This window comes from Burkholderia sp. KBS0801, assembly GCF_005937855.2.
Classification (GTDB): domain Bacteria; phylum Pseudomonadota; class Gammaproteobacteria; order Burkholderiales; family Burkholderiaceae; genus Burkholderia; species Burkholderia ambifaria.
Genome location: NZ_CP042177.1, coordinates 3351006 through 3363765, shown reverse-complemented (window position 1 = coordinate 3363765; position 12760 = coordinate 3351006). Strand labels below are relative to the sequence as shown.

The window sequence follows — 12760 nt, the reverse complement described above, 5'->3', positions numbered from 1 at the left end:
ACATTTCCCACAAGAAAATACGAGACGCATCATGTTCACTTTCGTGTTGCGCCGCGTGGGCATGGTGATCCCGACCTTCATCGGCATCACCATCCTGGCGTTTGCGCTGATTCACCTGATACCGGGCGACCCCATCGAAGTGATGATGGGCGAGCGCGGCGTCGATCCCGCGATGCATGCGGAGGCAATGAAACGGCTCGGCCTCGACCAGCCGCTGCCGCTGCAGTACATCCACTACATCGGCCGTGCGCTGCACGGCGACCTCGGCACGTCGATCATCACCAACACCAGCGTCGCGGGCGAATTCTTCGCACGCTTCCCGGCGACCGTCGAGCTGTCGCTGTGCGCGCTCGTGTTCGCGCTCGCGGTCGGCCTGCCGGCCGGCGTGATCGCCGCGCTGCGACGCGGCTCGGCCATCGATCACGGCGTGATGGGCACCGCGCTCACCGGCTACTCGATGCCGATCTTCTGGTGGGGGCTGATCCTCATCATGGTGTTTTCCTCGTATCTCGGCTGGACGCCCGTGTCGGGGCGCATCGCGGTCGAATACGACTTCCCGCACCCGACGGGCTTCATGCTGATCGACGCGTTGTTCGCGCCGGACGAAGGTGCGTTCAAGTCGGCGGTCAGCCACCTGATCCTGCCCGCGATCGTGCTCGGCACGATCCCGCTCGCGGTGATCGCGCGGATGACGCGCTCGTCGATGCTCGAAGTGCTGCGCGAGGACTACATCCGCACCGCCCGCGCGAAGGGGCTGTCGCCCGCGCGCGTGGTCGTCGTGCATGCGCTGCGCAACGCGCTGATCCCGGTCGTCACCGTGATCGGCCTGCAGATCGGCACGCTGCTCGCGGGCGCCGTGCTGACCGAGACGCTCTTTTCGTGGCCCGGTGTCGGCAAGTGGCTGATCGATGCGATCGGCCGTCGCGACTATCCGGTCGTCCAGGGCGGCATCCTGCTGATCGCGACGCTCGTGATCGTCGTGAACCTGGTCGTCGACCTGCTGTACGGCGTGCTGAATCCGCGCATCCGCCACACGAGGTAATTCCATGAGCAATCTGCAAAACACCCTGCCGAGCGAATCCGCGCCGGCCGGCGGCCGTGCGCTCGCGCTGCGCGAGTTCTGGGCCAACTTCTCGCGCAACCGCGGCGCGGTCGGCGCCGGCATCGTCGTGCTGGTGCTGATCCTGGTCGCGCTGCTCGCCCCGCTGATCGCGCCGCACAGCCCGGTCGAGCAATACCGCGACTACGTGAAGATCCCGCCCGCGTGGCTCGCAGGCGGCAACTGGCACTTCATCCTCGGCACCGACGAAGCGGGCCGCGACATTCTTTCGCGCCTGATGTTCGGCGCGCGGATGTCGTTCTGGATCGGCTTCGTGTCGGTCGTGCTCGCGCTGATCCCCGGCATCGTGCTCGGCCTGGTCGCCGCGTTCTTCCAGAAGTGGGCGGACACGCCCGTGATGCGCATCATGGACGTGCTGCTCGCGCTGCCGTCGCTGCTGCTCGCGGTCGCGGTCGTCGCGATCATCGGCCCGGGCCTCACCAATACGATGTTCGCGATCGCGATCGTCGCGCTGCCGGCCTATGTGCGTCTCACGCGCGCGTCGGCGCTCGGCGAACTGCAGAAGGAGTACGTGACGGCGTCGCGCGTGGCCGGTGCCGGCACGGTGCGCCTGATGTTCTCGCAGGTGCTGCCGAACTGCACGGCGCCGCTGATCGTGCAGGCGACGCTCGGCTTCTCGTCGGCCATTCTGGACGCGGCCGCGCTCGGCTTCCTCGGCCTCGGCGTGCAGCCGCCGACCGCCGAGTGGGGCGCGATGCTCGCGTCCGCGCGCGACTACATCGACAACGCATGGTGGATCGTGACGATGCCCGGCCTGTCGATCCTGATTTCGGTGCTCGCGATCAACCTGCTCGGCGACGGGCTGCGCGACGCGCTCGATCCCAAACTGAAGCGGATGGCCTGACCATGAGCCAAGATCTACTGACTATCCGCAATCTCGCGGTGAACTTCAACGGCCTGCCCGCTGTCGACCGGATCAACCTGTCGGTCGCGCCGGGCGAGGTGGTGGGCGTCGTCGGCGAATCGGGCTCGGGCAAGAGCGTGACGATGATGGCGCTGATGGGCCTGATCGACGCGCCGGGCAAGGTGACGGCCGACGAGGTCACGTTCAACGGCGTGGACCTGCTGAAGGCGTCGCCGAAGGCGCGCCGCAAGATCGTCGGCAAGGACATCGCGATGGTGTTCCAGGACGCGCTGTCGAGCCTGAACCCGAGCTACACGGTCGGCTACCAGATCAAGGAGGTGCTGAAGCTGCACGAAGGACTGCGCGGCGACGCGCTGCACCGGCGCGCGCTCGAGCTGCTCGACCAGGTCGGCATTCCCGATGCGAAGAACCGCATCACGGCGTTCCCGCACCAGATGTCGGGCGGGATGAACCAGCGCGTGATGATCGCGATGGCGGTCGCGTGCAACCCGAAGCTGCTGATCGCCGACGAGCCGACCACCGCGCTCGACGTGACGATCCAGGCGCAGATCATGGATCTGCTCGTGAAGCTGCAGAAGGAGCGCGGGATGGCGCTCGTGCTGATCTCGCACGACCTGGCCGTGGTGTCGGAGGTCGCGCAGCGCGTCGCGGTGATGTATGCGGGCGAGGTCATCGAGACCAATCGCGTGCCGGACATCTTCCGTGCGCCGCATCATCCGTACACCGAAGCGCTGCTCGCCGCGATTCCCGAGCACAATAAGGGGGCGCGTCGCCTTGCCGCATTGCCGGGCATGGTGCCGGGCCGCGATGATCGCCCGTCCGGCTGCCTGTTCGCGCCGCGCTGCAAGTATGTCGTCGACGATTGCCGCAAGGCGCGTCCGGCGCTCGACACGCTGGTGCCGGCCAACGATGCGATGCGTGCGCGCTGCATCAAGCCGCTGAATATTTCCAACCTCGACCTGACGGGAGGCGCACGATGAACGCAGTCCACGAAACGCGTGCCACGCCGCACGACGAGGAAGCGGTGCTGATCGCGGACGGCCTCGCGAAGCACTACTCGGTGAAGCGCGGGATGTTCGGCCAGGGCACCGTGAAGGCGCTGAACGGCGTGTCGTTCACGCTCAAGCGCGGCAAGACGCTCGCGGTCGTCGGCGAGTCGGGCTGCGGGAAATCGACGCTCGCGCGCCAGCTCACGATGATCGAGACGCCCACCGCGGGCAGCCTGGTGATCGACGGCAAGAACGTGGCCGGTGCGAACCGCGAGACGGTCGCCGACCTGCGCCGGCGCGTGCAGATGGTGTTCCAGAATCCGTTCGCGTCGCTGAACCCGCGCAAGACCGTCGAGCAGACGCTCGGCGAGCCGCTCGAGATCAACGCGAACCTGACGGCCGCCGAACGCGCGGCGCGCATCGCGCAGATCATGCGCACGGTCGGGCTGCGGCCCGAGCACGCGAAGCGCTATCCGCACATGTTCTCGGGCGGGCAGCGCCAGCGCGTCGCGATCGCGCGCGCGATGATCCTCGATCCGCGCATCGTCGTCGCCGACGAGCCGGTGTCCGCGCTCGACGTGTCGATCCAGGCGCAGATCCTGAACCTGTTCATGGATCTGCAGGAGCAGTTCAAAACCAGCTACGTGTTCATCTCGCACAACCTGGCGGTGGTCGAGCACGTCGCGGACGACGTGATGGTGATGTACTTCGGCAGCGTCGCCGAGCTCGGCGACAAGGCGACGATCTACGCGCGGCCGCGGCATCCGTACACGCGCGCGCTGATGTCGGCGACGCCGGCGATCTTCGAGGAAGACCGCCGCGTGCAGATCAAGCTGCAAGGCGAGCTGCCGTCGCCGCTCAATCCGCCGTCGGGCTGCGCGTTTCACCAGCGCTGCCCGTACGCGATCGAGCGGTGCCGTGTCGAGGAACCGCAGTTGCGCGACGTCGACGGACGCCGTGTGGCCTGCCATCGCGCCGAGGAGGTGGGGGAGGCGAATGCCTGATGGTTTGGCGGCGCGCGCGTCAGACGTGCGCCGTTCGGGGGCCGGCAGCGCGCGCGTGATGCGCGCGTGCCGCAACGCACGGCGCTGGAGCGTGCGCACGGTCACGGGCGCGGCGCTGGCCGGCGCGTGCGTGGCCGCCAGCGTGCTGGTCCCGGCCGACGCCGCACGTGCCCAAGGGCGCGCGCCGTCGAGTTCGCCGATCCATCCGTCGCAAGTTCCGCCGCCCGGCCTGAGCCTGCCGGGCTTCCACGCGCCGTCCGTGTCGAACGGCACGGTCGCGCGCGGCACGGTGCGCGTGCAGCCCGCGCGCATGCCGTTCTATGTCGCCACCCGCGGCCGCGTCACGCTGTACGTACTCGGCACGCTGCATACGGGCGACCCGTCCGACTATCCGAGCGCGCAACCGTTCCGGCCGCGCATCCTCGGGGCGCTCGCCGCGTCGCCGACGCTCGCGCTCGAGCTGTCGCCGGACGATCTGCTCGAATCGCAGGACGACGTGTCGAAGTACGGCGTCTGTCGCTACCCGTGCCTGCAGCGCCTGCTGCCCGAACCGCTGTGGCAGCGGCTCGCCGCGCGCCTGCGCGGCAATCCGGCCGCGCTCGCGGAGATCCGCCGGATGCGGCCGTGGCTCGCGGCGCTCGTCGTCGAGACCTACGACTCGCTGTCGGCCGGCCTGCAGACCGAATACGGCACCGAGGCGCAGCTGCAGAACGTGTTCCTGAAGAAGAAGGGCGGCCGCGTGATCGGGCTCGAGACGCTGGCCGAGCAGATGCGCGCGTTCACCGGGCTGACGCTCGCCGAGCAGCGCGAGATGCTCGCGCAGGACATGGTGCAGACACCGGCGCAGAATGCCGCCGACATCAAGGCGCTGCACCGGCTGTGGCAAATTGGCGACGCCGATGCGATCGCCGCGTGGGCGGTCGCGAAGAGCGAGCGGCTGGCCCGTTCGAAGGCGCTGTCGGCGTCGATCGACAACAAGATCCTGTACGAGCGCAACCGGCGCTTCGTTGCACGGATGACGGCAATCGCCGCGCCGGACCGGCCGGTATTCGTCGCGATCGGCGCGCTGCATTTGGGCGGCCCGCGCGGCGTGCTTGAATTGTTGCGCCGGCAAGGATACCGGGTCGACGCGAACTGATCGCGCCGGGTGCCGCGCACCGATCCTCCCCTGTTTGATCGACGTCGCGCGCGCGGTGTGAAGCGCCTGCGCGGCCGCGCGGTCCGATAAGGAAAACCCTCGAATCCTCAGGAAATAGCGTTTAAGACCATTGACATCCCGTTCCGCGAATCTCTATTCTTCATCCCACAAGTTGAAAAAATGAAAAGAATAGATAAGTTCTACGGGGTAGCAGAAAACAAAGCGCGGGGTTAGCGTAGCCGGCACGTGATGCGCGTGCCGGCCACGGAGTGTCTGCATGCACGGCGGGGCCAAACATCGTCGGTACAACAAATGCATGCGGCAGACTTGCGGATAAGCGACGTTCCGTCGTCCGACCGGGGGAAGCAGTATTCGGGCGGCGGCGGACGTTTTTTAATCCGGAGCAGGTTTCCGGTCACCGTCGACAGGCGGTTTCGGGGGGCGAATCGACAGACGGCGAAGTCCGCGGCGATCGTGCCAACAGAAAAGCGCCACCAGGGCGCTTTTTTCTTTTGTGCGACGGTTTTGGTGAGACGGCAGCTGCTCTTGCGCGCTTTTCAAGCGTCTTCGTCGGCCTGCAGCGCGCCGGGCGCGACCACGTCGACACCCGCCGCTTCGAGCGCCGTGCGAATCCGCTTCGCGAACGCGAGCGCATGCGGGCCGTCGCCGTGCAGGCAGACTGTCTGCGCATTGAGCGGCACCCACTCGCCGCTCACCGCGCGCACCTTCCGCTCGCGCACCATGTCGAGCGTGCGCGCGAGCACGGCATTCTCGTCGTCGATCAGCGCGCCGGGCTGGCTGCGCGGCACGAGCGAGCCGTCCGCGCGATAGCCGCGATCGGCGAACACTTCCTCCACCGCGGCGAGCCCCGCGTGGCGCGCGGCCGCGACGAACACGCTGTTGGCGAGCCCGAACACGGCGAGCGACGGATCGAAGTCGTGGATCGCGGACACCACCGCGTCGGCGATCAGCGGGTCGCGCGCGGCCTGGTTGTACAGCGCGCCGTGCGGCTTCACGTGCGCGATGCGGCCGCCTTCGGCCTGCGCGATCGCCGACAGCGCGCCGAGCTGGTACAGCACGCCCGCATAGATGTCGCCGGCCGGCAGCTGCATTTCCTTGCGCCCGAAATTCTCCGGATCGTGAAAACTCGGGTGTGCGCCGATCGACACGCCTTTCTGCACGGCCCAGCGCACGCAGTCGCGCATCGCATTGGCGCCGCCTGCATGCCAGCCGCACGCGATGTTCGCCGACGTGACGAGGTCGAGCAGCGCCTCGTCCGATCCGCATCCTTCGCCGAGATCGGCATTCAGATCGATTTCCATGATGTTCGTCGTCCACGGATGGCGTGGCGCGTCCTCCTTGTTGCTTACGACATTGTCACGCCGCGCGCGATTGCTCGCGGCGACGCGTTTCCTCGCGCATCTCGATCGCGACGTCGATCTGCCGCAGATACGCACGTTCCGCGCTCAGGGCGGCGCGCGCGGCGTCGCGTGTCGTGCGCACGAAGCGGATCGGCAGGTTCAGTCGCGCCTGCGCGAGTTTCCAGAGATCCGCATGGATCACCGTGCCGATCTTTGGGTAGCCGCCGGTGGTCTGCGCATCGTGCATCAGCACGATCGGCTGGCCGTTCGGCGGCACCTGGATCGTGCCGGGCAGCACCGCGTGCGACAGCAGCTCGACCGGCCGCTCGCGCACGAGCTCGGCGCCGGCGAGGCGATAGCCCATCCGGTTGCTGTTCGCGGTGACGAGCCATTCCTCGTCCCAGAACGCCTGCTGCGAATCGGCCGCGAACGACGCGTAGTCGGGGCCCGGCAGCACGCGCACGGGCATCGCCCACGGCGCGTGCGCGGGACGGTGGTGGCGGCGCGGGGGTTCGTCGACGCGCACGAACGCGCACCACATGGGCGCCTTCACGCCGAATTCGGGCGCATCGGCCGCGAGGCAGCCGGCGCCGGCCGGCGGCACGCCGACCGGGAGCCGATCGCCGTCGCGCAGCGCGCGGCCGCCGAGGCCGCCGAAGCGCGACGCGAGATCGGTGCTGCGCGAGCCGAGCATCGGCAGCACGTCGATGCCGCCCGCGATGCACAGGTAGCCGCGCATTCCGCGCTTCGCGGCCGGCAGCACGAGCGTCTGCCCGGCCTCGACCGGCAGGCTCCACCATGAATACACGGGCTTGCCGTCGAGCGTCGCGCCGAATTCGGTGCCGGTGATCGCGATGCGCGTCGCGCGCGTGAAGCGGAACGCGGCCGGGCCGATCGTGATTTCGACGGCCGCCGCGTCGGGGCGATTGCCGACCAGCCGGTTGCCGACCTCGAGCGCGAGGCCGTCGAGCGCGCCGCCCTGCGCGACGCCGAGATGGCGCGTGCCGCGGCGGCCGAGATCCTGCACGGTCGACAGCGGGCCGGCGCGGACGACCTCGATCGTGCCCGGTGCGGTGTTCTGACTCATGTCGCGTCGACTCCGGCAATGGTGAAGCGTACGCGGTCGCCGGGCAGCAGCAGCGTCGGCTGCGCCCGCGTGGGGTCGAACAGCACGTGCGACGTGCGGCCGATCAGTTGCCAGCCGCCGGGCGACGTGGCCGGATAGATGCCTGTTTGCGCACCGCCGATGCCGACCGAGCCGGCCGGCACCTCGAGGCGCGGCGCCGCGCGGCGCGGCGTGTGCAGCGACGCATCGAGGCCGCCGAGATACGCGAAGCCCGGCTGGAAGCCGACGAAGAACACGACGTATTCGCCGGCCGCGTGGCGCGCGACGACTTCGTCGGCCGACAGCCCCGTGTGCGCGGCGACGGCCGGCAGGTCGGGGCCGGCGGCGCCGCCGTATTCGACGGGAATCTCGATCTCGCGGCCCTCCGCGTGCTCGACGTCGGCGGTTTCCCACGCGTCGCGCAGCGCCGGCGTGAGCGACTCGGCCGTCGCGGCGAGCGCGTCGAACACGATCGTCAGATTGTTCATGCCCGGCACGACGTCGATCACGTCAGGCCACGCGCGCGCGACCTCGGCGACGGCCCAGACGCGGCGCTGGCAATCGAGCGTGGCGGGCGGCGGCACCTCGCAGACGAGGGCGGCATCGCCGAGCGGATAAATGCGGGGTTGCGTCATCGGACTGGCACGGTTCGGACGGCAATGTTAGCGCACATTGTCGATAAAATATCGACAACTTCCCAATAAGCGTTTTCGCCTAGCCCGTATGCCGGGCCTTCTGTCGTACACTCGGCACACCCTGTCATCCGGCTTGCGCCGCCTTTCCATGAAGCGTCCTGCGACCAAGATCGTGTCATCCGAACACCTCGTTTCCGAGTCGAGCGCCGAGCTGTCGGAGCTCGAATACGGCCTCATCATGGCCGGCAACGCATTCAACCGATGGATGGTGCGCTGCATGTCGGCCGCGGGCGCGAAGGACATGACGGCGGTCGAGGTGTCGCTGCTGCATCACGTCAGCCATCGCGAACGCAAGAAGAAGCTCGCCGACATCTGCTTCGTGCTCAATATCGAGGATACGCACGTCGCGACCTATGCGCTGAAAAAACTGATCGCGCGCGGCTATGTGAAGAGCGAGAAGAGCGGCAAGGAAGTGTTCTTCTTCGCGACCGACGCGGGCCGCGAGCTGTGCCTGAAGTATCGCGAGGTGCGCGAGCATTGCCTGATCGAGACGCTGAAGGACAGCGGCCTCACCAACGCGCAGATCGGCGACGCGGCGCAACTGCTGCGCCACGCATCGGGCCTCTACGATACGGCCGCGCGCGCGGCGGCCTCGCTGTAAACGATTGCGAACGGGACGGTGAACGCGGTGACGCGCGGCATGCCGCTGGTGCGGTGTCGCGCGCCGCGTCATCCGGCGGCCGGGTAAAGCGCGCCGTCGGTCACGATCCAGCGCATCGCGAGATCGTGGGCCTCGGCCGGCAGCGCATCCACGCGGCACGCTTCATAGGCGATGCCGACCGTCACCGGCAGCGTGTCGCCCGGCCACACCGCGAGCGTGCGGTCGTAGTAGCCGCCGCCATAGCCGAGCCGGTAGCGCTCCAGATCGAATCCCACACACGGAATCAGCAACAGGTCGGGCACGACGACGACCCCCGACGCCGGCTCCGGAATCCGGTGATGCCCTTCGCGCATCGGCGTATGCGTATCCCACGCATGGAACGCCAGCGGCGTGTGACGCTCGCCGATCACCGGCAGCGCGGCACGGCGGCCGATGCCGGCCGCGGACCACGCGAGCACCGCGTCGCGCGCGTCGAATTCGCCCGGCAGCGGCCAGTAGAAGCCGACCGTGCGCGGCGCGAGGCGTTCGAGCAACGCGCGCAGGCGCGCGTCGAGCGCGGCGTTCGCGGCGGGCTGCGACGCGGCGTCGCGACGCGCGCCGGCCAGCGTTTTACGCAGTGCAACCTTCGGGTTCGGCACAGGGTTGCATGCTATGCTTTCGCTCAATTCGTGCTCCATTCAAAACGATGTCGAACAGCCTTTTCCGAGTATATCGCGCGGTCGCGCTCACGCTTTCTGCCGCCGCGCTCGTCGCGGGCACGGCCGCGTGCGCCGCACCGGGCGACGACACGCTCGCCGGGGATGACCAGATCTTCGTGCAGCTTCGCGAAGCCGCACGCCGCAACGACGCCGCGAAGGCCGCGCAGCTCGCGTCGCTGATCCCGAACTATCCGGTCCCGTCCTACGTCGAGTATTTCCAGATCAAGCCGCAGCTGTTCGATTCGATGGGCCGCGCACGTGTCGACGCGCCCGACGCACCCGTGCAGTCGTTCCTGCAGCGCTACGACGGACAGGCGATCGCCGATCGCATGCGCAACGACTACCTGCTCGTGCTCGGCGCGCGCCACGACTGGCGCAACTTCGACGACCAGTACAAGCGCTTCGTGCTCGACGACGACACGCAGGTCAAGTGCTACGCGCTCGAATCGCGCGCGGCGCGCGGCGAGAACGTCGCCGACGCGGCGCGCGCGCTGCTCGTCGAGCCGAAATACTACGGCGACGCCTGTGTCGACCTGATTACGGCGCTGACGGTCAACCAGCAGTTCACGAGCGACGACGTGTGGCAGCAGGCGCGCCTCGCGTACGAGCAGAACTACACGACGCTCGGCGGCAAGATCGTCGACGCGCTCGGCGCGCGCCCGGTCGGCTTCGACCAGGCGACCAGCGCGCCGCCGCTGTATCTCGCGCGCGGCGTCGGCCCCGACGCGGCGTCGCACCAGCTCGCGCTGATCGCGCTTAGCCGCATGGCGCGCAACGATCCGGACGCGGCGGCAGGGATGCTGACGTCCGTCGCCGGCTCGCTCACTAAGCCGGAGCAGGCGATCGCGTGGGGCGCGATCGGCTACCAGGGCGCGATCAAGCGCTCGCCGCTCGCGTCGGTCTGGTATGCGAAATCCGCGAACGCGTCGCTGTCGAATCCCGGCTACGAATGGCGCACGCGCGCCGCGCTGCTCGCCGGCAACTGGCCGATGGTGCGCTGGTCGATCGAGCAGATGCCGCCGTCGCTGCGCGAGGATCCGGCCTGGATCTACTGGCATGCGCGCGCGCTCAAGCAGAGCGGCGACACGCTGCAGGCGAACCAGGAATTCGAGCAGGTCGCCGGCCAGTACAACTTCTACGGGCAGCTCGCCGGCGAAGAGCTCGGCCAGCGCACGAGCGTCCCGCCGCGCACGAAGGTGAGCGACGCCGAGATCGGTGCGATGAGCAAGATCCCGGGCTTCGCGCTCGCGCAGCGCTTCTATGCGCTGAACCTGCGCCTCGAAGGCAATCGCGAATGGAACTGGCCGCTGCGCGGGATGACCGATCGCCAGCTGCTCGCGGCCGCCGAATACGGCAAGCGCGTCGACCTGCTCGACCGCACGGTCAATACGGCCGACCGCACGAAGGCCGAGCACGACTTCACGCTGCGCTACCCGTCGCCGTACCGCGACATCGTCGAGCGCTACGCGCAGTCGACCGGCCTCGACATCGAATGGGCGTACGGGCTGATTCGCCAGGAATCGCGCTTCATCACGAACGCGCGTTCTTCCGTCGGCGCGGGCGGGCTGATGCAGCTGATGCCGGCCACCGCGCAGCTCGTCGCGAAGAAGCTCGGGATGGGCACGATCTCACGTGCGCAGATGCACGACATCAATACCAACATCCAGCTCGGCACCTGGTATCTGGCGGACATCTACAACAACTTCGACAGCTCGCCGGTGCTGGCGACGGCCGGCTACAACGCGGGCCCGGGCCGGCCGCGCCAGTGGCGCCAGGTGCTGACGCAGCCGGTCGAAGGCGCGATCTTCGCGGAGACGATTCCGTTCAACGAGACGCGCGACTACGTGAAGAACGTGCTGTCGAACACCGTCTACTACGCGGCGCTCTTCGAGGGCAAACCGCAGTCGTTGAAGAAACGCCTGGGCATGATCTCGCCCTGATCCGCAATCTTCATACTGCCGCCTGAGTAGCGGCAGTATGCTCGAGGGGCTGTCCACGCTCATGACGGGCCAGCCCCGTCTATGATTCTCCTGGTCAGGGGCGCGAGCGTGGCCGGCCGCATCGCGGCGCTGCGCGTCGCTCGTCAAGCTCGGCCGGACGGCGCGCCCCCGCTTCTTGCATGCGCACCGACGGAAGCCCCGCTGGGGACAGCCGGCACGGCTCGTTCGCAAGCCCGTCATCAGCGTGAACCGCCCGTTGGAGGACTCGACCATGGATCGCCAGACCGTCGCGCTGCTGGGCGGCACCGGCTTCATCGGCAGCCGGCTCGTCAATGCGCTGATCGACGCCGGCAAGCACGTGAGGATCGGCACGCGGCGGCGCGACCATGCTCGCCACCTGCAGATGCTGCCGGTCGAGATCGTCGAACTCGATGCGCTCGACACGCGCACGCTGGCCCGGTTCGTCGCCGGCGCGCACGCGGCCATCAACCTCGTCGGCGTGCTGCACGACGGCCGCGGCACGCCATACGGGCCCGGCTTCGAGCGCGCGCACGTCGCGCTGCCGGCCGCGCTGGCCGCCGCATGCGTCGAAGTCGGCGTGCAGCGCGTGCTGCACATGAGCGCGCTCGGCGCCGATTCGCACGGCGCGAGCATGTACCAGCGCTCGAAAGGCGACGGCGAGGCCGCGCTGCATGCGGTCGCGGCGACCGATTCGCTCGCGTTGACGATCTTCCGCCCGTCGGTGGTGTTCGGCCCCGGCGACAGATTCCTCAACACATTCGCGAACCTGCAGCGCACGCTGCCGGTGCTCCCGCTCGCGATGCCCGACGCGCGCTTCCAGCCGGTGTTCGTCGGTGACGTCGTGAGCGCGTTCGTCAACACGCTCGATCTCACGGCCGCGCACGGCAAAACCTACGAGCTCGGCGGTCCGACCGTCTATACGCTCGAGCAGCTGGTGCGCTATTGCGGCACGCTGGTCGGCCGGCAGGCACGCATCGTGCGGCTGCCCGACGCGCTTGCGCAGCTGCAGGCGCGCGTGTTCGAATGCCTGCCCGGCGAGCCGGTGATCACGCGCGACAATCTCGCGTCGATGTCGGTGCCCAACGTGCTGTCAGGGCCGCTCGCGCCGGAACTCGGGCTGTCGCCCGCGAGTCTCGAGAGCATCGCGCCCGCGTATCTCGGGGACGGCGCGCAGCGCTCCCGCTTCGACTGGTTCCGCTCGCGCCGCTAGGCGCCGCGGGCCG

At 68.7% G+C, this 12760-nt stretch carries 12 protein-coding genes; 8 read left to right on the top strand and 4 right to left on the bottom strand.

The window, feature by feature from the left end; translation table 11 throughout:
- The first annotated feature begins 31 nt into the window (after positions 1-31).
- The 5 genes from FFI87_RS16035 to FFI87_RS16015 are packed head-to-tail and all read left to right on the top strand — an operon-like array spanning position 32 to position 5116.
- Positions 32-1042 (top strand): ABC transporter permease subunit, encoded by a 1011-nt coding sequence (locus FFI87_RS16035; RefSeq protein ID WP_011658160.1) that lies wholly within the window; start codon positions 32-34, stop codon positions 1040-1042.
- A gap of 4 nt (positions 1043-1046) precedes the next feature.
- Positions 1047-1964 (top strand): ABC transporter permease subunit, encoded by a 918-nt coding sequence (locus FFI87_RS16030; RefSeq protein WP_138847008.1) that lies wholly within the window; start codon positions 1047-1049, stop codon positions 1962-1964.
- A 2-nt stretch (positions 1965-1966) separates the two neighbouring features.
- Positions 1967-2965: an ABC transporter ATP-binding protein gene (locus FFI87_RS16025; protein ID WP_105831971.1), complete on the top strand. Its 999-nt coding sequence runs from the start codon at positions 1967-1969 to the stop codon at positions 2963-2965.
- Complete coding sequence (locus FFI87_RS16020; RefSeq protein ID WP_138847009.1) at positions 2962-3978, top strand: peptide ABC transporter ATP-binding protein; 1017 nt, start codon at positions 2962-2964, stop codon at positions 3976-3978. The genes FFI87_RS16025 and FFI87_RS16020 overlap by 4 nt, the downstream gene beginning before the upstream one ends.
- Complete coding sequence (locus FFI87_RS16015) at positions 3971-5116, top strand: TraB/GumN family protein (RefSeq protein ID WP_012364919.1); 1146 nt, start codon at positions 3971-3973, stop codon at positions 5114-5116. The genes FFI87_RS16020 and FFI87_RS16015 overlap by 8 nt, the downstream gene beginning before the upstream one ends.
- 557 nt (positions 5117-5673) lie before the next feature.
- Here FFI87_RS16015 and pxpA read toward each other — a convergent pair.
- From pxpA to pxpB, 3 genes are read right to left on the bottom strand one after another with little or no spacing between them, the layout of a single operon-like run.
- A complete protein-coding gene (pxpA, locus tag FFI87_RS16010; protein ID WP_011658155.1) occupies positions 5674-6438 on the bottom strand; it encodes a 5-oxoprolinase subunit PxpA in 765 nt (254 codons plus the stop codon).
- A 55-nt stretch (positions 6439-6493) separates the two neighbouring features.
- A complete protein-coding gene (locus tag FFI87_RS16005) occupies positions 6494-7564 on the bottom strand; it encodes a biotin-dependent carboxyltransferase family protein (protein WP_138847010.1) in 1071 nt (356 codons plus the stop codon).
- Positions 7561-8217, bottom strand: coding sequence for a 5-oxoprolinase subunit PxpB (gene pxpB, locus FFI87_RS16000; protein ID WP_105786562.1), 657 nt, complete (start codon positions 8215-8217; stop codon positions 7561-7563). Before pxpB ends, FFI87_RS16005 begins: the two co-directional genes overlap by 4 nt.
- A 148-nt stretch (positions 8218-8365) precedes the next feature.
- Here pxpB and FFI87_RS15995 point away from each other — a divergent pair, with 148 nt between their 5' ends.
- A complete protein-coding gene (locus tag FFI87_RS15995; protein ID WP_006751934.1) occupies positions 8366-8878 on the top strand; it encodes a winged helix DNA-binding protein in 513 nt (170 codons plus the stop codon).
- A 68-nt stretch (positions 8879-8946) separates the two neighbouring features.
- Here the strand turns inward: FFI87_RS15995 and FFI87_RS15990 are convergent, their stop codons facing one another.
- Positions 8947-9555, bottom strand: a complete 609-nt coding sequence (locus FFI87_RS15990) for a 5-formyltetrahydrofolate cyclo-ligase (protein ID WP_138847011.1) — start codon at positions 9553-9555, stop codon at positions 8947-8949.
- A gap of 8 nt (positions 9556-9563) precedes the next feature.
- On the opposite strand from FFI87_RS15990, the gene FFI87_RS15985 reads away from it, so the two are divergent.
- Entirely contained in the window at positions 9564-11516 is a 1953-nt protein-coding gene (locus FFI87_RS15985) for a lytic transglycosylase domain-containing protein (protein WP_138847012.1), read from the top strand.
- A 271-nt stretch (positions 11517-11787) separates the two neighbouring features.
- Positions 11788-12747 (top strand): complex I NDUFA9 subunit family protein, encoded by a 960-nt coding sequence (locus FFI87_RS15980; RefSeq protein ID WP_138847013.1) that lies wholly within the window; start codon positions 11788-11790, stop codon positions 12745-12747.
- Positions 12748-12760: the final 13 nt, after the last annotated feature.

Coding starts and splice junctions, on each gene's coding strand:
- FFI87_RS16035 (WP_011658160.1), top strand. CDS start 32: ATGTTCACTTTCGTGTTGCGCCGCGTGGGCATGGTGATCCCGACCTTC.
- FFI87_RS16030 (WP_138847008.1), top strand. CDS start 1,047: ATGAGCAATCTGCAAAACACCCTGCCGAGCGAATCCGCGCCGGCCGGC.
- FFI87_RS16025 (WP_105831971.1), top strand. CDS start 1,967: ATGAGCCAAGATCTACTGACTATCCGCAATCTCGCGGTGAACTTCAAC.
- FFI87_RS16020 (WP_138847009.1), top strand. CDS start 2,962: ATGAACGCAGTCCACGAAACGCGTGCCACGCCGCACGACGAGGAAGCG.
- FFI87_RS16015 (WP_012364919.1), top strand. CDS start 3,971: ATGCCTGATGGTTTGGCGGCGCGCGCGTCAGACGTGCGCCGTTCGGGG.
- pxpA (WP_011658155.1), bottom strand. CDS start 6,438: ATGGAAATCGATCTGAATGCCGATCTCGGCGAAGGATGCGGATCGGAC.
- FFI87_RS16005 (WP_138847010.1), bottom strand. CDS start 7,564: ATGAGTCAGAACACCGCACCGGGCACGATCGAGGTCGTCCGCGCCGGC.
- pxpB (WP_105786562.1), bottom strand. CDS start 8,217: ATGACGCAACCCCGCATTTATCCGCTCGGCGATGCCGCCCTCGTCTGC.
- FFI87_RS15995 (WP_006751934.1), top strand. CDS start 8,366: ATGAAGCGTCCTGCGACCAAGATCGTGTCATCCGAACACCTCGTTTCC.
- FFI87_RS15990 (WP_138847011.1), bottom strand. CDS start 9,555: ATGGAGCACGAATTGAGCGAAAGCATAGCATGCAACCCTGTGCCGAAC.
- FFI87_RS15985 (WP_138847012.1), top strand. CDS start 9,564: ATGTCGAACAGCCTTTTCCGAGTATATCGCGCGGTCGCGCTCACGCTT.
- FFI87_RS15980 (WP_138847013.1), top strand. CDS start 11,788: ATGGATCGCCAGACCGTCGCGCTGCTGGGCGGCACCGGCTTCATCGGC.